This is a genomic window from Conyzicola sp., assembly GCF_046714715.1.
In the GTDB taxonomy this organism is placed as follows: domain Bacteria; phylum Actinomycetota; class Actinomycetes; order Actinomycetales; family Microbacteriaceae; genus Conyzicola.
Genome location: NZ_JBKKAD010000079.1, coordinates 1 through 19,585, shown reverse-complemented (window position 1 = coordinate 19,585; position 19,585 = coordinate 1). Strand labels below are relative to the sequence as shown.

The window sequence follows — 19,585 nt, the reverse complement described above, 5'->3', positions numbered from 1 at the left end:
CCTCACACATTTCGGTGTGGGGCACCCAGCACCACAACGACGAGCTGTCGGAAGGTAGTACTGAACAGTGGCTAGAAAAATTGCCGACGAGCCCAGCGAGGACGTCGTTGTAAACGCCCGTAAAGACAGTGCCGAAAAGCGCAGTCCGATCGGCCGCGTGTCTCTGTTCATCCGACAGGTCGTCAACGAGCTGAAGAAGGTCGTCACCCCGACCCGCAAAGAGCTCGTGAGCTACACCGGTGTCGTGTTGATCTTCGTGGTCATCATGATGGCCCTCGTAGGCGGACTCGACTGGGTCTTCTCTCTCGCGGTCAACTACATCTTCGGCAACGGCGACATCACCTCGTAGGCTTTTCGCCGCGCACGACGCGTTCGGATCCGTCCGCTACGTGAAACATGGAATGGAATGGAATTCAGTGTCTGAGAATCACCGCGACGATATCGACCTCGCGACCGCTGCAGAGCAGTCCTCTGAGGACGACGAAGCCCAGGAGGGCAACTCGCTGGCTGCTGACGAGGATTCCGTAGACCCCGCCGAGCAGGAAGCACTGCACGTCGAAGACGAGAACGCAGACCCCGAGGCCGGCGACCTCGCCGGACTCATCGAGGCGCTCGACGCCGCGATCGACCCCGAGGCCGACGCCATCGTCGACGATGCCATCGAGATCGACTCCCTCGACGAGGCCGAGGCTTCCGTCGCCGCCGTCGAAGACGAGGCCGACATCGAAGCCGAAGAGGCCGCGAACGAAGAGCCCGAGGTCACGCCGTACGACGGTCCCGAGCTCGGTGAAGACGGCGAGCCCGTCGAGGTCGACCCCTACGAGGAGTTCCGCCAGGAGCTCAAGGCCCAGCCCGGCAAGTGGTTCGTCATCCACTCCTACGCCGGCTTCGAGAAGCGCGTCAAGCAGAACATCGAGAACCGCAAGATCTCGATGACCGTCGAAGACTCCATCTTCCAGGTCGAGGTTCCGATGGAAGACGTCGTCGAGATCAAGAACGGCCAGCGCAAGCTCGTCACCCGCGTGCGCATCCCCGGATACGTGCTCGTGCGCATGGAGCTGAACGAAGACTCCTGGAGTGTCGTTCGCCACACCCCCGGCGTCACCGGCTTCGTGGGCAACGCCCACAACCCGACGCCGTTGCGCTTCAACGAGGCGTTCGAGATGCTCAAGGGCCTCGTCCAGATCGTCGAAGCTCCGTCGAAGCAGGCTCCCGGCAAGGGCAAGAACACCGCCCGTTCCATCCCCGCCGAGATCGACTTCGAGGTCGGTGAGACCATCACGATCAAGGAAGGCTCGTTCGCGGGTCTCCCGGGTTCGATCAGCGAGATCAAGCCCGAGAGCGGCAAGCTCACGGTTCTGGTCTCCCTCTTCGAGCGCGAGACCCCGGTCGAGCTCAGCTTCGACCAGGTCACCAAGCTCTGAGCTGATGGTTCGCCCTCGGGCGACACCGTCGGCTAACCACAAGCCACCGTTTCCGGGATTCGCCCGGCAAGCGGGAGAACCGGATTTCGACAAGCTCAATCGGCCGAAATCTGTTCGAACAGAAAAGGAAAAACAATGGCATCGAAAAAGAAGGTCACGGGTCTGATTAAGCTTCAGATCCAGGCCGGCGCCGCGAACCCCGCGCCGCCTATCGGCCCGGCACTGGGCCAGCACGGCGTGAACATCATGGAGTTCTGCAAGGCGTACAACGCTGCGACCGAATCCCAGCGTGGAAACGTCATCCCCGTCGAGATCACCGTCTACGAGGACCGCACGTTCACGTTCATCCTCAAGACCCCGCCGGCAGCAGAGCTCATCAAGAAGGCCGCCGGCGTCGCCAAGGGTTCTTCGACCCCGCACACCGTCAAGGTTGCGAAGCTCACCCGCGAGCAGGTTCGCGCAATCGCCGAGCAGAAGATGGTTGACCTCAACGCCAACGACATCGAAGGCGCAGAGAAGATCATCGCGGGCACCGCTCGCTCTATGGGAATTACGGTGGACGCATAATGGCTACGAAATCCAAGGCCTACCGCGCCGCTGCCGACAAGATCGAAGAAGGCAAGTTCTACTCCCCGAGCGAGGCCGTTTCGGTCGCGCGCACCACGGGTAGCGCCAAGTTCGACTCCACGGTCGAGGTCGCCCTCAAGCTCGGTGTCGACCCCCGCAAGGCAGACCAGATGGTCCGCGGAACGGTCATCCTTCCTCACGGAACCGGTAAGACCGCCCGCGTCATCGTCTTCGCCACCGGCGCAGCGGCCGAGGCCGCCATCGCCGCCGGCGCCGACGAGGTCGGTGGAGCCGAGCTCATCGAAAAGGTCGCTGCCGGTTACGTCGGATTCGATTCCGCCGTCTCGACCCCCGAGCTCATGGGCCAGGTCGGCCGTCTCGGAAAGGTACTGGGCCCGCGTGGCCTCATGCCGAACCCGAAGACCGGTACCGTGACCATGGACACGGCCAAGGCCGTCTCCGAGATCAAGGGCGGAAAGATCGAGTTCCGCGTCGACAAGCACTCCAACGTGCACTTCGTCGCCGGCAAGGCATCGTTCTCGGAGGACCAGCTCGCCGAGAACATCAAGGCCGCGCTCGACGAGATCGTTCGCGTCAAGCCGTCGAGCTCCAAGGGCCGCTACATCACCAAGGGCACCGTTTCGACGACCTTCGGTCCTGGCATCCCGCTGGACGTCAACGCGATCTAAGCGATTCGCTAGACAGCTAGGCAGCTAAACAGAAGAGGGGTCCGCGAGAGCGGGCCCCTTTTCTGCACCCACGGATGGAGAGCAGAGAATGACAGTCACGACACGAATCGCGGGCCCGGATGACGCGGCTCTCCTTCACCGCCTGGCCGCGGCCACCTTCGCCCTCGCGTGTCCTCCCGGCACGACCGAGGAGGCCGTGGCCGACTTCGTGGCGACCAACCTCTCCGAGGCCAAGTTCGCCGGCTACCTCGCCGACCCCGCCCGCGACCTGCTGATCGTCGAGGTCGACGGGGTCGCGACCGGTTACACGATGCTCGTGGCCGAGGAGCCCTACGACGCCGACGTCGCCCGGGTGGTGACGCTGCGCCCGACCGTGGAGCTCAGCAAGTTCTACCTGCTGGCCACCGCGCACGGCACCGGCGCGTCGGCGGTACTGATGCAGCACAGCGTCGACGTCGCGCGAGCGCGAGGCGCGGCATCCGTCTGGCTCGGCGTCAACCAACTGAACGCGCGCGCGAACCGTTTCTACGAGAAGAACGGATTCGAGCGGGTCGGCACGAAGCAGTTCCTCGTGGGCGGCAAGCTCGAAGACGACTTCGTGCGCGAGCTCACGCTTCAGCCGGTCGAGTAGGTCGCCCCGCGACCGTATCGAGGCCCGAGGGTTTCGATACGCGCCGTAGACGGCGCTACTCAACCGACACAGGCTTTAGTAGTCGCTGACCTTCAGCACGATCTTGCCTCGCGTGTGCCCGGTCTCGAGCGACCGGTGTGCGTCAGCCGCGGCATCCATCTCGAACACCTGGTCGACGAACACGCGAACGTCGCCCGATTCGAGAAGGCGCGAGATCACGGCGAGGTTCGTTCCGTCGGGAGCGACCTTGTAGGTCGTGGCCCGCAGTCCCGCCGCCGTGGCGTCTTCGATGAACGAGGGCCAGCTGCCGGTCGGGCCGTTGATGATGAGCCCGCCGTGGCGCACGATGCCCAGCGAACGCGTTCCCGTGTCGTCGTGCACGTTGCCGATCAGGTCGATCACGACGTCGACGGTGTCGAGCACCTCCTCGAAGCGCTCGCTCGTGTAGTCGACGGTCTCGTTCGCGCCGAGCTCGGTGAGCCAGGCGAGGTTGCGGGTGGATCCGGTCGCGATCACGTAGGCGCCGAAGAATCGGGCGAACTGCACGGCGAAGTGTCCGACACCGCCGGCGCCGGCGTGGATGAGGATGCGCTGGCCCTCGTGAGCCTTCGCGACCTCCACGACCATTCCCCAGGCGGTGAGCGCCGCGAGCGGAACGCCGGCCGCCTCCACGTGGGAGAGCGACTTGGGCTTGCGGGCGAGGCTGAGGCTCGACACCGTGACGTACTCGGCGTAGCTGCCGCCGAAGCGCGGGAAGCCCGTCATGCCGTAGACCTCGTCGCCGACCTTGATCGGGTGGCCCTCGTAGGGCACCGACTCCACGACCCCGCTGAAGTCGTTGCCGAGGATGGCGGGGAACGATCCGATAGCCGGGGTGACGCCGCGCCCGGCCCGTGTCTTGGCATCGATCGGGTTCACGCCCGCCGCGACGACGCGCACGAGAAACTCGGAGTTGACGCTTACCGGCACCTCCGCGGTGCCGCACTCGAGAACTTCCGGCCCGCCTGCGCCGTCCATAAGGATGGCTCGCATCGTCGTCATCGTGGTGGCCTTCCCGCCGTGGTGCTTGATAGCCAGTAAAGACGATGAATGATTCGGCGTTGTTACGGCGAGGTCACCTCGGTGCAAACTATCGCGATCGATAGTGTTGGAGCCTATGCACAACGCCGAGAACCCGCCCACCGACAACCCGCGTGTCAGGGTGACCGACGTGCGACTGCTGAGCGACAACTGGTACCGCCTGCACACGACTACCTTCGATCTGCAGCAGCATGACGGCTCGTGGTCGACCCAGTCGCGCGAGACGTACGACCGCGGCAACGGCGCCACGATCCTCCTCTACGACGTGGCCCGCCGAACCGTGCTGCTCACCTCGCAGTTCCGCTACCCGGCGTACATCAACGGGCACCCGGGCGGGATGCTCATCGAGACGGCCGCGGGGCTGCTCGACGACGATGATCCGGAGACCGCGATCCGCCGCGAGGCGATCGAGGAGACCGGCCACCGCGTCGGCGAGGTCACCCACGTGTTCGACGCCTTTATGAGCCCCGGCTCGGTCACCGAGCGCCTGCACTTCTACGCGGCGCCCTACGACGCCGGCACCCGCGAGCACGCCGGCGGCGGACTCGCCGACGAGGGAGAACACATCGACCTCGTCGAACTCGCGATCGACGAGGCCCTCGCCATGATCGACGACGGCCGGATCATCGACGCGAAGACCATCATGCTGCTGCAGTGGTCGGTGCTGCGCGGGCCGTTCTCGGCTTAGTCAACCCTCATTGGCGGTCGCCGCCCGACGCGGCTACCGTCGACACCATGAGCGCCACTGTTGTAGTTCGTCCCGTCCGCGATGTCGATTCCGAGGAGTTGGGGCGGGTGCAGGCCGCGTGCTGGCACGAGACCTACGACCACCTGGTCAGCGAGGCGGCCCTCACCCGGCTGTCTCCCAAGCGCATGGCCGAGCTCTGGATCCACTACGCCGGCCTCGGCCCCGAGTACTCCCACGTCGCCCTGTTGGTCGACGGCGAGATCGTCGGCTTCGCCGGGGCCGGCCCGAGCCGCGACCCCGAGCTGCCCGACACCCGCGAGCTGCACTTCATCTACCTGCGCGACGAGTTCCACGGCCAGGGTCTCGGGCAGCGCCTGTTCGACGCGACCCTGCAGCCCGGCCCGGCGTTCCTCTGGGTCGCGAGCGACAGCCCGCGCGCCCACCGCTTCTACGAGCGCAACGGCTTCCACCTCGACGGTGCCGAGCACACCGAGCCGTTCCTCGGCGAACAGATCCACGAGGTGCGGTTCGTGCGCTGACGGCGCGCCTCGCGGCGGCGCCTAGCGCCGCATCATGCCGAGCAGCTTATTGGCGAGCCCGACCAGCACGTGGATCTCGTTGTCGTCGCGTTCGATCCAGCGCGTCTTGGGTTCGACATCCACCGGCACGAAATCGAGGTGCTGCTCCCACACGAGCAGCGTTCGGTCGGCGCCGAGCACGTACTGCTGCCACCAGATCTGACGCAGGTACGAGCGCGGCACGCTCTTCCACAGCGTCGACGTGGTCTTGATCTCGGCGAGTACGACGGCACCGTCGATGATGGCGACGCCGTCGGGCGTGGCCAGATGGGATCGCTCGCCGTGCGCGTGGAACAGTTCGGAACTCGGGTGGATGCCGTGAGTCGTTCGCACCCAGCGGGCGATCTCCGGTTCTCGCGCGTTTCCGTGGTCGGTGTAGGCATTGCCGCCGAATGAGCTGCCGTTGATCTTGTCGAACGCCACCGCGCTCAGCGACCTCTCGCTCGACAGGCGGGCCACGTCGGTGGCGGTGACCCCGCGGCTGCGCGCGCGCAACCAGGCGACGCGGTCGGCAGAGTTGGCGAGAACGCGCGAGCGGTGGTCGGGCGCCGGCTCGTCCCAGAGGGGAAGCATCGGCTGCACGAAGGTCACCGTTCTATTGTGCCTCGTCTGCGATCGGATGCCGGTGTTCGCCGCTCACAGGCCGCCCATAGAAAACTCCCAATAATAGGGAGAATGAGCACTGAACAGCCGGTTTCGCGTCACGTCGGTTCGACCCAGCCCCCGCGGCTGACCCGGGTCGACGGAACACCGATCAGGGTCGTCGTCGTCGACGACGAGGATTCGCTCACCGACCTGCTGTCGATGGCCCTGCGGTACGAGGGCTGGGACGTGAAGATCGCCTCCGACGGGCGAACGGCCATGGCCGTGACCCGGGAGTTCCGCCCCGACGTGATCGTGCTCGACATCATGCTGCCCGACATCGACGGACTGCAGGTCCTCACCCGTCTGCGTGCCGACGGCATCAGCACCCCGATCCTCTTCCTCACGGCGAAGGACTCGCTCGACGACCGCATCGTGGGCCTCACGGTCGGAGGCGACGACTACGTCACCAAGCCGTTCAGCCTCGAAGAGCTGGTGGCGCGCCTGCGCGGGCTCATCCGTCGTTCCACGCTCGTGCTCAGCGACAGCGACGACTCCTATCTCACCGTCGGCGACCTCAGCCTCGACGAGGACTCCTACGAGGTGCGCCGTGGCGACACCGTGGTCGAGCTCACCGCCACCGAGTTCGAACTGTTGCGTTACCTGATGCGCAACCCGCGCCGGGTGCTGAGCAAGAGCCAGATCCTCGACCGCGTCTGGAGCTACGACTTCGGCGGCAAGTCGAGCGTCGTCGAGCTGTACATCTCGTACCTGCGCAAGAAGATCGACTCGCTGGGTGAACCGATGATCCACACCGTGCGCGGCGTCGGGTACGTGCTGAAGCCGGCCAACTGATGCCGCTCACCCGCGCCCGATGGACCCTGCGTCGGCGGCTCGTCTTCGGCATCGTCGCCCTGCTCGCCGCCGTCAGCGTCATCGTCGGCACGGTGAGCGTGCTCGCCCTCAACGACTCGCTCGTCGGCAAGCTCGACGACCAGGTGGTGTCGGCGAGCAGCCGCTTCCAGAACATCGCCGACCGCCCGGGACCCGGCGACGGCTCGGGCGGGCGGCCTCCCGGTGACACGGCGCCCCTCGCCGGACTCCCGCCGGGCACCGTGGCGGGCTACAACCTCGACGGCACCGTCGTCGCCGTCGTGCTCGACGACCAGCTCGACGTCACCGCGCTCACCGAGGCGCAGAACGCCCAGCTCGCCCGGCTGACCGTCGAAGACACCCCCGTGACCGTCGACCTCGGCGGCGACCTCGGCGAGTACCGCTTCGTTCTGACGACCGCGAGCACGGCCGAGAAGGTGCTCATCGGCATGTCGCTCGCCGAGGTGCACTCCACGGTGAACCAGGTGCTGCTCGTCGTGGTGCTGGTGACCCTCGCGGGTCTCGTCGCGGCCTTCGCGGTCGGCACCGCGATCGTGCGCGTCGCCCTGCGCCCGCTCGAGCGCGTCGTTGCCACGGCCTCGCACGTCGCCGAGCTGCCCCTCGAGCGCGGCGAGGTCGCGCTCGCCGTGCGGGTGCCCGACGAAGACTCCGACCCGCGCACCGAGGTCGGCCAGGTCGGCGCCGCCATCAACCGGATGCTCGGGCACATCTCCGCGGCCCTCACCGCGCGGGAGGCGAGCGAGAAGAAGGTGCGCACCTTCGTTGCGGATGCGAGCCACGAGCTGCGTACGCCCCTCGCGTCGATCCGCGGGTACTCCGAGCTCACCCGCCGTGGCGGCCACGACCTGCCCGACGACGTCGTGCATGCCCTCGCCCGGGTGGAGTCCGAGTCGATCCGCATGACCTCGCTCGTCGAAGACCTGCTGCTGCTCGCCCGGCTCGACGACGGCCGCAGTCTGGAGGCCCTGCCGGTCGATCTCAGCCAGCTGCTCACCGACGCGGTGAGCGACGCCTACGCGGCCGGCCCCGATCACGAGTGGGCCCTGGAACTCCCGGAGCGGTCGGTGCTGGTCGTCGGCGACGGTGCCCGACTGCACCAGGTGGTCGCGAACCTGCTCGCCAACGCGCGGGTGCACACCCCCGCCGCAACGACGGTCGTGACATCCGTCTCTCTCCATGGCGATTTCGCCCAGGTGCGGGTCGCAGACGACGGCCCCGGTATCGACGAGCGGGTTCGCGACACGGTCTTCGAGCGCTTCGCCCGCGGCGACAGCTCGCGGTCGCGCGTCGCGGGCAGCACCGGACTCGGGCTGGCCATCGTCGCGGCGATCGTCGAGGCGCACGGCGGCTCGGTCGGGGTCGAGAGCGAGCCGGGTAACACGGTGTTCACGGTGTCGCTACCCGTCTCCTCGGATTGAGTGCGTCGGAATCCGGGTGACAGACTGACCGCATGCGCATTCTCGTCACGGGCGGTTCAGGAAAACTCGGTTCGGCGGTCGTCACCGGCCTCACAGAGGCGGGCCACTCGGTCGTCAACCTCGACGTGGCGGGGGAGCGCGGCCCCGGCTTCCTGCGTATCGACCTCACCGACTACGGCCAGGTCGTCGACGCGTTCTCGGGGGTCGACGACAAGTACAGCGAGGTGGACGCCGTCGTGCACCTCGCGGCCGTCCCGGCCGGCGGCATCCACGCCGACTCGGCGACGTTCCACAACAACATGAACGCGACCTTCAACGTGTTCCAGGCCGCGCGCCGGGCCGGCATCCGCACCATCGTCTACGCCTCGAGCGAGACGCTGCTGGGAATCCCGCTCGCGATCGACCCGCCCTACCTGCCGCTCGACGAGGAGTACCCGTCGCGCCCCGAGTCGATGTACGCGGTCACCAAGCACCTCGAGGAGGAACTCGCGCAGAAGCTCGTGCGGTGGGACCCGCAACTCAGCATCACCGCGCTGCGGTTCTCGAACGTGATGGACGACAGCGACTATGCGGGATTCGAGGCATTTCAGGATGACGCGACGCTGCGGCGTTGGAACGCGTGGGGCTACATCGACTCCCGCGACGGCGCGCAGGCCGTGCTCAAGGCGCTCGAGCTCGCGGCCCCCGGCTTCGACCGGTTCATCATCGCCGCGGCCGACACGGTGATGCGCACGCCGAGCGCCGAGCTCGCCGCGACCGGCTTCCCGGGCGTCGAGCTGAAGCGCGAGGTGGTCGGCACCGACAGCCTGCTCTCGATCGAGAAGGCGCGGCGCGTGCTGGGCTACGAGCCGCGGCACAGCTGGCGTGACTGATCGGGTGTGCTACTCTGTACGAAGCCAAAGACCGCAGGTTGTCTTGCGCCCTCACGGGCGCGATTCCATAAATCCAGCGCAGGTGTTCGAAGTTACCCTCTTGTGAGGTCAAGCTCCGCGCAACTGCGTGGGGCTTCTTTATTTTTAACCCGCGTCTCCTTGGCTAATGACAATCATCAATTAAGGAGAGCCATGGCGAACAAGGAAGCATCGGTTGCCGAGCTCACGGAAAAATTCCGTAGCTCCAACGCCGTTCTGCTCACCGAGTACCGCGGTCTCACTGTTGCCCAGCTCAAGTCGCTGCGCAAGTCACTCAGTGCAGACGCAACGTACGCCGTGGTGAAGAACACGCTGACCAAGATCTCGGCCAACGCGGCAGGTATCACTTCGTTTGACGACGAACTGACCGGCCCGTCCGCGATCGCATTTGTGCACGGAGACACTGTCGCCGTCGCAAAGGTTCTGCGCGACTTTGCCAAGGCAAACCCGCTGCTCGTCGTGAAGAGCGGTTACCTCGACGGTAACGCGCTCACCGCGAACGACGTTGCGAAGCTCGCCGATCTCGAATCCCGTGAAGTGCTGCTTGCCAAGATGGCCGGCGCAATCAAGGCTTCGCTGTTCGGTGCGGCATATCTCTTCAACGCTCCGCTCTCGAAGGCCGTTCGCACGGTCGAGGCGCTGCGTGAGAAGCAGGAGTCCGCGAACTAGGCACAGCCTGACCCGCGGTTTGAAAAGCTAAGAAACACACAAGGAGAAAATCATGGCAAAGCTGTCAAGCGAAGAGCTCATCGAAGCCTTCAAGGAACTGACTCTCATTGAGCTCAGCGAGTTCGTCAAGAAGTTCGAAGAGGTCTTCGAGGTCACCGCCGCCGCTCCCGTCGCAGTTGCTGCTGCCGGTGGCGCTGCTGCTGCCGTCGAAGAGGTCGAGGAGAAGGATTCCTTCGACGTCATCCTCGAGTCGGCTGGCGAGAAGAAGATCCAGGTCATCAAGGAGGTCCGCGCGCTTACGAGCCTCGGACTCGGCGAGGCCAAGGCCGTCGTAGACAGCGCCCCCAGCGCCGTCCTCGAGGGTGCCAACAAGGAGACCGCCGAGAAGGCAAAGGCTCAGCTCGAAGAAGCTGGCGCCACCGTCACGCTCAAGTAGTCACGTCCCCGTCAGGGGACTCGCCGAGGGCGCCGCTTCTTACGAAGCGGCGCCCTCGTGCATTTAACCGGTTCGCGATCATAGCAGGCGTGGGAGCGCTACCACGGAACGGTACAACGGTTTGTGACGGTTTCTCCCAAGCGCTTGCATACCCGGTCCGCGTGCCATAGTTTGAGGTCTGGAAGGCGGCGGTCACACGATGCCGCTGACCACCCCGTTGCACACAGAGCCGGCTCGAAGACGAGTTGGTACGCCCTCAATGAGGAGGAGAACATGAGTTCTATCCTGCGTCGCCGTTTCACAGCACCCTTTGCCATCCTGGCCATCTCCGGACTCGCACTCACCGGATGCGCCGTCGACGAGAGCGGCGGATCCGGCGGATCCTCCGGCCCCGGCGACGCCGGACAAGCCGACGGTGTCGTCACCGTCTACGGCACCATCGAAGAGACCGAAGCCGACCTGCTCGAGCAGTCCTGGGCCGACTGGGAGTCCGAGAACGACATCGACATCAAGTACGAGTCGAGCAAAGAGTTCGAAGCGCAGATCGGCATTCGCGCGCAGGGTGGCAGCGCCCCCGACCTCGCCATCTTCCCGCAGCCCGGTCTGCTCGGCGACCTCGCCAGCCGCGACTACATCCAGCCGGCACCCGAGGGCGTGCAGTCCAACGTCGAGGAGTACTGGTCCGAAGACTGGGCAGGCTACGCGACGACGGATGACACGCTCTACGGTGCTCCGCTGATGGCGAGCGTCAAGGGCTGGATCTGGTACTCGCCCGCAGAATTCGCGTCCAACGGCTGGGAAGAGCCCACCACGTGGGACGAACTGCTCGAGCTGACCCAGACGATGGCCGAGACCAAGGGCAGCGCGCCCTGGTGCGCCGGCTTCGGTTCCGAAGCGGCGACCGGCTGGCCGGGTACCGACTGGATCGAAGACCTCGTCCTGCGCCAGGCGGGCCCCGAGACCTACGACCAGTGGGTCAGCCACGACATCCCGTTCACCGACCCGGCGATCCAGGAAGCGATGGACTCCGTCGGCGAGATCCTGCTGAACCCGGAGTACGTCAACGCGGGCTTCGGCGATGTCGAGTCGATCAACAGCACCCCGTTCGGCGACACCGCCCGTGCGCTCGGCGACGGTACCTGCTCGCTCCACCACCAGGCGTCCTTCTTCGACGGCTTCATCCAGGACCCGGAGAACGGCAACGCCACCGTCGGACCCGACGCTGACATCTGGGCCTTCTTGACCCCCTCGATCGAGGCCGGCGGAAACGCGGTCACCGGTGGCGGCGAGATCGTCGGAGCCTTCTCCAACGACGCCGACACGGTCAAGGTGCAGGAGTACCTGTCCAGCCCCGAGTGGGCGAACAGCCGCGTCAAGCTCGGCGGCGTTCTCAGTGCGAACTCGGGTCTCGACCCGGAGAGCGCCGAGAGCCCCATCCTCCAGGAAGCCATCAAGATCCTGCAGGACCCGAACACGACGTTCCGTTTCGACGCGTCTGACCTCATGCCGGGCGCCGTAGGCTCTGCGGCCTTCTTCACCGGAATCGTCGACTGGATCAACGGAAAGTCGAGCGAAGAGGTGCTCGGGCAGATCGACGCAGCCTGGCCGTCGGAGTAGACACCATCGCGCTCTAGCGGGCGTGAACCGAGGGCCGGTCGATTCGTCGACCGGCCCTCCCTCCCACTCCGCGGCACTGCACCGGTGCCAGCACCGAGTCCACCGCCGTACTCGAAAGGATCCGAATGTCTGCCTTCTTCGCCTGGATAGCCCAGCTACCGGCTTTGGCCCAGATCCCGATCATCATCGTCGCGTTCCTCGCGGTGATCGGTCTGCTCATCTTCTTCATCGAGATCGCACCGCGCAAGGGAAAGCTCTACACGGGCATCCGTTTCGCCGTCTGCCTCCTCGTCCCGCTTCTCGTCTTCCTGGCCTTCGGGTCGGTCGCCTGGGCCGCGGCGGTCGCCGCCGTCGTCGGTGGCGCCTTCTTCCTACTCGACTACCGGGCGAAGGAGGGCGGTGGCTACCTCTTCCAGCTCATCGGGTTCCTCGGCCCCGCGATGCTGCTGCTCGCCATCGGACTCATCTACCCGAGCATCAAGACGATGATCGACTCGTTCTACTCGGGCCGCGGCACCTTCGTCGGTTTCAACAACTTCATCTGGCTGTTCACCCAGCCGTCGGCCGTGCGCACGGTCATCAACACCATCGTCTGGGTGCTCTTCGTGCCGACCCTCTCGACGGCCTTCGGCCTGGCCTACGCGGTGTTCATCGACAAGTCGCGCGGTGAGAAGTTCTTCAAGGTCCTCGTCTTTATGCCGATGGCCATCTCGTTCGTGGGGGCCAGCATCATCTGGCGCTTCATCTACGACTCCAACCCGGCCGACCAGGCCCAGATCGGTCTGCTCAACCAGATCGTCGTCTGGTTCGGCGGCGCCCCGGTCACGTGGCTGTCGAACTCGCCGTGGAACACCTTCTTCCTCATCGTGGTGCTCATCTGGATCCAGACCGGTTTCGCCATGGTCGTGCTGTCGGCCGCGATCAAGGGAGTGCCGACCGAGCAGATCGAGGCGGCCGAGCTCGACGGCACCAACGCCTGGCAGCGGTTCGTCAACGTCACCGTGCCCGGCATCCGTCCCGCCCTGGTGGTCGTGCTCACCACCATCTCGATCGCGTCCCTCAAGGTCTTCGACATCGTTCGAACCATGACGGCGGGCGCCAACGAGACCAGCGTCATCGCGAACGAGATGTACACGCAGTTCAAGAGTTTCGAGTCGGGGCGGTCGGCCGCCTTCGCGGTGGTGCTCTTCCTGCTCGTCCTTCCGATCGTCATCTACAACGCACGACAGCTTAAGAAGCAGAGGGAGATCCGATGAGCGCCGTACAGCCGATCGACCTGCCGGTCGACGACCAGACCAAGCGCCGTCTGGCGCGGGGCGAGGCTGCGATCGAGTCGGCGCCCAAACGCACCAAGCGTCGCCTCACGAGCCGCGGCGCCACCATCGCGTCGCTGATCATCGCCGTGCTCTGGACGACGCCGACCCTCGGCCTGTTCATCTCGTCATTCCGTCCGGCGAACCTGGTGACGACCACCGGGTGGTGGACGATCTTCGAGAACCCCGGGTTCACGTTCGACAACTACACCGACGTGCTCGCGGCCGGAAACAGCACGCTCAACCTCGGCGGATCGTTCTTCAACTCGCTCGCGATCACCATCCCCGCGACCGTCTTCCCGCTGGTGTTCGCGAGCCTCGCGGCCTACGCCTTCGCCTGGATCGACTTCCGCGGCAAGAACTGGCTGTTCATCGGCGTGTTCGCCCTGCAGGTCGTGCCCATCCAGATGGCCCTCGTGCCGCTGCTCAGCCTCTTCAGCCGCGGTTTCGCCATCGGCGGAACGCAGATCTTCCCCGGCCTGAACGCCGGCGGATCGTACGCGCAGGTATGGATCGCCCATACGATCTTCGCCCTGCCGCTGGCGATCTTCCTGCTGCACAACTTCATCTCGGAGATCCCGCGCGAGGTGATCGAAGCGGCCCGCGTCGACGGCGCCGGGCAGGGGCAGATCTTCTTCCGCATCGTTCTGCCGCTCACCATGCCCGCGATCGCCTCGGTGGCGATCTTCCAGTTCCTCTGGGTGTGGAACGACCTGCTGGTCGCGCTGATCTTCGCCGACGGCGCGGTCGCACCGATGACCAAGCTCCTCGCCGAGATCACGGGCGCCAGGGGTCAAGACTGGAACCTGCTCACCGCGGGCGCCTTCATCTCGATCCTCGTGCCGCTCGTCGTGTTCTTCGCACTGCAGCGGTTCTTCGTGCGCGGCCTGCTGGCCGGCTCGACGAAGGGGTAGCGCCTCCTCGCTGATCGAGTAGGCCGCCCGCGGCCGTATCGAGATCCTCGTCGGGTCTCGATACGGCCGCAGGGCGACCTACTCGACCGGCGCTTGAGCGTAGGCTCGAACGCGTGAGTGGAATGCGCGGCCCCGGGGGTCATGGCGGTCGGGTCAGCGGCGGCGACGCCGAAGCACAGAAGGCGATCAACGCCGACGCCCCGAAGATCCCCGACCTGCTGAGCCGCATCGGCACCCTGTTCGCGCCGCACAAACGCGCCATCACCGTCACGATCGTTCTCGTGCTCATCAGCGCCGCGCTGAGCGTCGCGCCTCCGCTGCTCACGAAGCAGGCCTTCGACCTCGGCCTCTTCCCCGAGGGCGGCCCCAACCTGCCGGTGCTGCTCGAACTAGTCGGCATCATGGTGCTGCTCTGGGTGATCTCCGCCATCCTCGGCGTCTGGCAGACCTGGTTCACCGCCACCGTGGGCAACAAGGTGATGGGCGACCTGCGGGTGCGCCTCTTCCGCCACCTCCAGGCGATGGAGCTCGCGTTCTTCACACGCACCAAGACGGGCGTCATCCAGTCGCGGCTGCAGAACGACGTCGGCGGCGTGGCCGGCGTCCTCAGCAACACCGTCTCGAGCGTCATCGGCAACACGGTCACGGTGATCGCCGCCTTCGTGAGCATGCTGCTGCTCAGCTGGCAGCTGACGATCGTCGCCGTCATCCTGCTGCCTATCCTCGTGCTGGCTCAGCGCAAGGTCGGTCAGGTGCGCGCGAGGATCGCCACCAAGACCCAGGAGTCGCTGAGCGACATGACCGCCATTACGCAGGAGACGTTGAGCGTGTCCGGCATCCTGCTCGCCAAGAGCTTCAACCAGCAACAGCTCGAGACCGACCGCTACGCGCGCGAGAACGAGAACCAGATCGGCCTGCAGGTGCGACAGGCGATGAGCGGGCAGTGGTTCTTCGCCATGGTGGGCATCTTCCTCTCGGTGATCCCGGCCGTCGTGTACGTCGCGGCCGCCTGGCTCATCCTGCGCGACGTGCCCGTCACCGCCGGAACCATCGTCGCCTTCACCACCGTGCAGGCGCGCCTCACCTTCCCCCTCCTCGGGCTCATGCGGGTGGCGCTCGACCTGCAGACGTCGTCGGCGCTGTTCGCCCGCATCTTCGAGTACCTCGACCTGAAGCCGGCGATCAAGAACGCTCCGGAGGCGAAAGAGGTCGACCCGGCCAACCTCGGGCTCGTCGAGTTCGACGACGTGGTGTTCCGCTACCCCGACTCCCCGGCCGACTCGCGGCCGACCCTCGGCGGCGTGAGCTTCCGCATCGAACCGGGTCAGTTCGCCGCCTTCGTCGGGCCGTCGGGCGCGGGCAAGACCACCGTGTCGTACCTGATCCCGAGACTCCACGACGCGTCGGGCGGGCGCGTGCTGTTCGCCGGCGACGACGTGCGCGGGCTCGACGAGCTCTCGCTCGTGAAGCACATCGGCATCGTGAGCCAGGAGACCTACCTGTTCCACGCCTCCATCGGCGACAACCTCCGCTACGCCAAACCCGGGGCGACGGACGACGAGCTCGTCGCCGCCGCGAAGGCCGCCAACATCCACTCGACCATCGAGTCGTTTCCCGACGGCTACAACACCCTCGTCGGCGAACGCGGCTACCGGCTGAGCGGGGGAGAGAAGCAGCGCATCGCGATCGCGCGGGTGCTGCTGAAAGACCCCGCCGTGCTCATCCTCGACGAGGCCACGAGCGCGCTCGACTCGATCGGCGAACGGGTCGTGCAGGAGGCGCTCGACACCGCGTCGCGCGGGCGCACGACGATCGCCATCGCGCACCGGCTCTCGACGGTGGTCGACGCCGACGTGATCTTCGTCGTGGTGGCGGGCGAGATCGCCGAGAGCGGCACGCACGAAGAGCTTCTCGCCGCCCGCGGCACCTACTGGGAGCTCTACTTCGACCAGACCGCCTGACCCGCGGCGGGCTCTGCCCGATCGGTGTTCGTGATTCAGGATGAACCGGGCGGACGGCCTGGCTGCGGCCCGGGTTTCCGCGAGCCGGCGTAACCCCCACCCGCGAACGGTCCTGAACGATGAACACGCCCCCGCCGGGTTCGCAACTCAGGCAGAATGCGCGCCCGGGTCGGGCAGCCCCCGGATCCGCGCGGCGTGAGCCGCGGCATCCGCGATTCTGCCTGAGTTGCGCGAGGCGGCGACGGGCCGGTGTTCGTGATTCAGGATGAACCGGGCGGACGGCCTGGCTCCGGCCCGGGTTTCCGCGGGCCGGCGTAACCCTCACCCACGAACGGTCCTGAACGATGAACGCGCCCCCGCCGGGTTTCGCAACTCAGGCAGGATGCGGGCCCGGGTCGGGTAGCCCCCGGATCCGCGCGGCGTGGGCCGCGGCATCCGCGATTCTGCCTGAGTTGCGCGAACGGGGGACGCGCGAAAGGGGGACGCGCGGCAGCCGGGTGTCAGGCGGCGGGCAGCGCGTCGAGCAGCTCCTGCATGTAGCCGATCTCGCTCGACTGCGCCTTGACGATGCTCGCGGCGAGCGAGCGCACGACCCGTTCGTTGCTGCGCTCGAGCACGGCGTCGGCCATCTCCACGCCGCCCCGGTGGTGCGCGATCATCAGGGTCAGGTACTGGCGCACAGCCTCGTCGCCGGTCGACGCCTTCAGCGCGGCGAGCTGTTCGGCCGTCGCCATTCCGGGCATCGGGTCGCCGGGCGTGTGGCCGCTGTCGCCCGTGCCGCTGTCGCCCGTGCCCATGTCGCTCATGCCCTCGTGGCTCACGCCTTGCAGCGACGGCCGCGACATCCAGGTCATCGACGGTTCGGGGGCGGTCTGCGGAAGATTCCACACGGTGAGCCAGCCGTTCATCTGCCCGGCCTGCTGCGACTGCGAGTTCGCGATGTCGTAGGCGAGCAGCCGCACGTCGGCGTCGTCGGTGAGGTCGCGCACGATGAACGACATCTCGACGGCCTGGCCGTGGTGGGTCTGCATGTCGCGGGCGAACCCGGCCTCGGCGCTGGTGGTCGACGGGGCGGTCGCGACGGGGGCGGACAGGCTGCCCGCCGCGAAGGCCGCGACGAGAAGCAAGACGGATGCGACGCCCGCGGCTATGACGAGCCGCGTGCGCCGCCCGCCGCTAGGAGACTCGTCCGGGTCCATCGATGGCGCCGGTGCAGGCCGCACCCGGCTCGGGAGCGTCGGGGGACTGGCGGAACTTCTCGATGAAGTCGGTGAGGCGGGGGTCGTCTACGCCGTCGAGCTGTACCTGGCTGCCCCAGGCGGATGCCACGACGGGAGCGGGCAGATCGGGGTACGGGGTCAGCAGCATGTAGGTGCTCGGGATCGAGTCGCGCAGTGTCTCGACCTCGTCGTCGCTCAGGGCGTCGGGGTCGTAGGTGACCCACACGGCCCCGTGCTCGAGCGCGTGCACCGCGTTCTCGTTCTGCTGCGGCTCGGAGTAGACGCCGCAGTTGAGCCAGGCCTGGTTGTGGTTGCCGCCGGCCGGCGGGTTCATGCCGTAGTCCGCCTCGTAGTCGACCGCGGTCGCCACGTGCACGGCGGGAACATCGTCGAAGGTCTCGAGGCCGGAGATCGAGATGTCGGCGGGGTCGACCTTGGGCACGGCGCTGCTCACGACGAAGCTGATGACCAACGCGATGACGGCCACGGCGCCGAGGGCGCCCGCCACGATGCCGATCGTGCGGTTGCGCTTCTCCTTGGCCTGCTGTTTCTTCAGCACGGCGACCTTCTCGGCGCGCTTCGCTTCGCGCTGCTCCTTGACGGTGGGCGAGCTCGGATTGTTGGAGGCCATGGCTGTGAATACCTGTCGTTCGAAGGCGCGGCAGTGGAAGGTTGTTGCTTCAATGATTATCCCCTGTGAAGGCTGAGAAAGTCCCGCCCGATTGCGCGCTGGTAGATTGCGCCTATGAAGTACGCAAACACCGTGCTCGACCTCGTCGGCAACACCCCGCTCGTCAGGCTCAACAGTGTCACGACCGGTATCGCCGCGACCGTGCTGGCCAAGGTGGAATACCTGAACCCCGGCGGATCATCCAAAGACCGCATCGCGACGCGCATCATCGACGCCGCGGAGCGCGACGGGCAGCTGTTGCCCGGCGGCACCATCGTCGAACCGACCAGCGGCAACACCGGCGTCGGCCTGGCCCTCGTGGCGCAGCAGCGCGGCTACCGCTGTGTGTTCGTGCTACCCGACAAGGTCGGTGAGGACAAGCGCAACGTGCTCACCGCCTACGGCGCCGAGATCGTGGTGACCCCGACGGCCGTCGCCCCCGACAGCCCCGAGTCGTACTACAGCGTGAGCGACCGGCTGGTGCGCGAGATCCCGGGGGCGTTCAAGCCCGACCAGTACTCCAACCCGAACGGGCCGCTCAGCCACTACGAGACCACGGGCCCCGAGATCTGGCGCGACACCGAGGGCAAGGTGACACACTTCGTCGCCGGCGTCGGAACCGGCGGCACGATCAGCGGCGTCGGCAAGTACCTCAAAGAGGTCTCCGGCGGCGCGGTGCAGATCATCGGCGCCGACCCCGAGGGCTCGGTCTATTCGGGCGGCACCGGCCGGCCCTACCTGGTCGAGGGCGTCGGCGAAGACTTCTGGCCGACCGCCTACGACCCCACCGTCGTGGATCAGATCATCGCGTCATCCGATGCCGAATCGTTCGAACTGACCCGGCGCCTCGCGCGCGAGGAGGGCCTGCTGGTCGGTGGCTCGAGCGGTCTCGCCGTATCCGCGGCGCTCAAGGCCGCGAAAGACCTGCCCGCCGACGCGGTCGTCGTCGTGCTGCTGCCCGACGGCGGACGCGGTTACCTCGGCAAGATCTTCAACGAGAAGTGGATGCAGTCGTACGGCTTCACCCAGGTGGCCGAGCAGAAGACCGTGGCCGACGTGATCAGCCGCAAGACCGGCAACCTGCCCGACCTGGTGCACGTGCACCCGGTCGACACCGTGCGCGACGCCGTGAAGATCATGGCCGAGTACGACATCTCCCAGCTGCCCGTGCTCACCGCCGAGCCACCCGTCGTGATGGGCGAGGTGGCCGGGGCGATCAGCGAGCGCGCCCTGCTCGACGACATCTTCAACGGCAAGGCCAGCATGACCGACTCCATCGCGGAATTCGTGGGTGCGCCGCTCTGTTTGATCGGTGTGCACGAG

21 protein-coding genes are annotated in these 19,585 nt (G+C 66.6%); 17 read left to right on the top strand and 4 right to left on the bottom strand.

All coding sequences use genetic code 11. From position 1 onward, the window contains the following. Positions 1 to 67: 67 nt before the first annotated feature. The 5 genes from secE to ACLQ6X_RS06470 all read left to right on the top strand — a co-directional run bounded on the left by secE (position 68) and on the right by ACLQ6X_RS06470 (position 3,311). The gene (secE, locus tag ACLQ6X_RS06490) at positions 68 to 349 is read left to right on the top strand and encodes a preprotein translocase subunit SecE (RefSeq protein WP_411699353.1); all 282 of its coding nucleotides are present in this window, start codon (positions 68 to 70) and stop codon (positions 347 to 349) included. A 67-nt stretch (positions 350 to 416) separates the two neighbouring features. After that, entirely contained in the window at positions 417 to 1,424 is a 1,008-nt protein-coding gene (gene nusG, locus ACLQ6X_RS06485) for a transcription termination/antitermination protein NusG (protein WP_411699352.1), read from the top strand. A 135-nt stretch (positions 1,425 to 1,559) separates the two neighbouring features. Continuing rightward, on the top strand, positions 1,560 to 1,991 hold the full coding sequence (gene rplK / locus ACLQ6X_RS06480) for a 50S ribosomal protein L11 (protein ID WP_188510487.1): 432 nt from the start codon (positions 1,560 to 1,562) through the stop codon (positions 1,989 to 1,991). Further along, the gene (gene rplA / locus ACLQ6X_RS06475) at positions 1,991 to 2,680 is read left to right on the top strand and encodes a 50S ribosomal protein L1 (protein WP_188510486.1); all 690 of its coding nucleotides are present in this window, start codon (positions 1,991 to 1,993) and stop codon (positions 2,678 to 2,680) included. The genes rplK and rplA overlap by 1 nt, the downstream gene beginning before the upstream one ends. An 88-nt stretch (positions 2,681 to 2,768) precedes the next feature. Next, positions 2,769 to 3,311, top strand: coding sequence for an N-acetyltransferase family protein (locus ACLQ6X_RS06470; RefSeq protein WP_411699351.1), 543 nt, complete (start codon positions 2,769 to 2,771; stop codon positions 3,309 to 3,311). A 75-nt stretch (positions 3,312 to 3,386) separates the two neighbouring features. On the opposite strand, the gene ACLQ6X_RS06465 is transcribed toward ACLQ6X_RS06470, so the two are convergent. Then, positions 3,387 to 4,343 (bottom strand): NADP-dependent oxidoreductase, encoded by a 957-nt coding sequence (locus ACLQ6X_RS06465; protein WP_411699365.1) that lies wholly within the window; start codon positions 4,341 to 4,343, stop codon positions 3,387 to 3,389. Positions 4,344 to 4,467: 124 nt separating this feature from the next. Between ACLQ6X_RS06465 and ACLQ6X_RS06460 the strand changes: the two genes are divergently transcribed. Both ACLQ6X_RS06460 and ACLQ6X_RS06455 read left to right on the top strand, forming a co-directional pair. Then, a complete protein-coding gene (locus tag ACLQ6X_RS06460; protein ID WP_411699350.1) occupies positions 4,468 to 5,079 on the top strand; it encodes an NUDIX domain-containing protein in 612 nt (203 codons plus the stop codon). A gap of 47 nt (positions 5,080 to 5,126) precedes the next feature. Further along, positions 5,127 to 5,618 (top strand): N-acetyltransferase family protein, encoded by a 492-nt coding sequence (locus tag ACLQ6X_RS06455; RefSeq protein ID WP_411699349.1) that lies wholly within the window; start codon positions 5,127 to 5,129, stop codon positions 5,616 to 5,618. Between the two features lie 21 nt (positions 5,619 to 5,639). Here ACLQ6X_RS06455 and ACLQ6X_RS06450 read toward each other — a convergent pair whose 3' ends face one another. After that, the gene (locus ACLQ6X_RS06450; protein WP_411699348.1) at positions 5,640 to 6,248 is read right to left on the bottom strand and encodes a YqaJ viral recombinase family protein; all 609 of its coding nucleotides are present in this window, start codon (positions 6,246 to 6,248) and stop codon (positions 5,640 to 5,642) included. 84 nt (positions 6,249 to 6,332) lie between these two features. On the opposite strand from ACLQ6X_RS06450, the gene ACLQ6X_RS06445 reads away from it, so the two are divergent. From ACLQ6X_RS06445 to ACLQ6X_RS06405, 9 genes are all read left to right on the top strand, one after another. After that, positions 6,333 to 7,094: a response regulator transcription factor gene (locus tag ACLQ6X_RS06445; RefSeq protein WP_411699347.1), complete on the top strand. Its 762-nt coding sequence runs from the start codon at positions 6,333 to 6,335 to the stop codon at positions 7,092 to 7,094. Beyond that, positions 7,094 to 8,551 (top strand): ATP-binding protein, encoded by a 1,458-nt coding sequence (locus ACLQ6X_RS06440; RefSeq protein ID WP_411699346.1) that lies wholly within the window; start codon positions 7,094 to 7,096, stop codon positions 8,549 to 8,551. The genes ACLQ6X_RS06445 and ACLQ6X_RS06440 overlap by 1 nt, the downstream gene beginning before the upstream one ends. 32 nt (positions 8,552 to 8,583) lie before the next feature. Next, positions 8,584 to 9,423, top strand: a complete 840-nt coding sequence (locus ACLQ6X_RS06435; protein ID WP_411699345.1) for an NAD-dependent epimerase/dehydratase family protein — start codon at positions 8,584 to 8,586, stop codon at positions 9,421 to 9,423. Positions 9,424 to 9,615: 192 nt separating this feature from the next. Then, positions 9,616 to 10,131 carry a 50S ribosomal protein L10 gene (gene rplJ / locus ACLQ6X_RS06430; protein WP_411699364.1) on the top strand — a complete coding sequence of 172 codons (516 nt, stop codon included), beginning with the start codon at positions 9,616 to 9,618 and terminating at the stop codon, positions 10,129 to 10,131. 52 nt (positions 10,132 to 10,183) lie between these two features. Further along, positions 10,184 to 10,567: a 50S ribosomal protein L7/L12 gene (gene rplL / locus ACLQ6X_RS06425; RefSeq protein WP_411699344.1), complete on the top strand. Its 384-nt coding sequence runs from the start codon at positions 10,184 to 10,186 to the stop codon at positions 10,565 to 10,567. Between the two features lie 273 nt (positions 10,568 to 10,840). Next, on the top strand, positions 10,841 to 12,184 hold the full coding sequence (locus tag ACLQ6X_RS06420) for an ABC transporter substrate-binding protein (protein ID WP_411699343.1): 1,344 nt from the start codon (positions 10,841 to 10,843) through the stop codon (positions 12,182 to 12,184). 125 nt (positions 12,185 to 12,309) lie between these two features. Further along, complete coding sequence (locus tag ACLQ6X_RS06415) at positions 12,310 to 13,440, top strand: carbohydrate ABC transporter permease (RefSeq protein ID WP_411699342.1); 1,131 nt, start codon at positions 12,310 to 12,312, stop codon at positions 13,438 to 13,440. Then, positions 13,437 to 14,411: a carbohydrate ABC transporter permease gene (locus tag ACLQ6X_RS06410; protein WP_411699341.1), complete on the top strand. Its 975-nt coding sequence runs from the start codon at positions 13,437 to 13,439 to the stop codon at positions 14,409 to 14,411. Before ACLQ6X_RS06415 ends, ACLQ6X_RS06410 begins: the two co-directional genes overlap by 4 nt. 122 nt (positions 14,412 to 14,533) lie before the next feature. Further along, on the top strand, positions 14,534 to 16,372 hold the full coding sequence (locus tag ACLQ6X_RS06405) for an ABC transporter ATP-binding protein (RefSeq protein WP_411699363.1): 1,839 nt from the start codon (positions 14,534 to 14,536) through the stop codon (positions 16,370 to 16,372). Positions 16,373 to 16,872: 500 nt separating this feature from the next. On the opposite strand, the gene ACLQ6X_RS06400 is transcribed toward ACLQ6X_RS06405, so the two are convergent. Both ACLQ6X_RS06400 and ACLQ6X_RS06395 read right to left on the bottom strand, forming a co-directional pair. Then, positions 16,873 to 17,571 (bottom strand): DUF305 domain-containing protein, encoded by a 699-nt coding sequence (locus tag ACLQ6X_RS06400; RefSeq protein ID WP_411699340.1) that lies wholly within the window; start codon positions 17,569 to 17,571, stop codon positions 16,873 to 16,875. Then, a complete protein-coding gene (locus tag ACLQ6X_RS06395) occupies positions 17,549 to 18,223 on the bottom strand; it encodes a DUF3105 domain-containing protein (RefSeq protein ID WP_411699339.1) in 675 nt (224 codons plus the stop codon). The genes ACLQ6X_RS06400 and ACLQ6X_RS06395 overlap by 23 nt, the downstream gene beginning before the upstream one ends. Positions 18,224 to 18,337: 114 nt before the next feature. On the opposite strand from ACLQ6X_RS06395, the gene ACLQ6X_RS06390 reads away from it, so the two are divergent. Continuing rightward, a partial coding sequence (locus ACLQ6X_RS06390; RefSeq protein ID WP_411699338.1) for a cystathionine beta-synthase occupies positions 18,338 to 19,585 on the top strand: 1,248 nt, incomplete at its 3' end.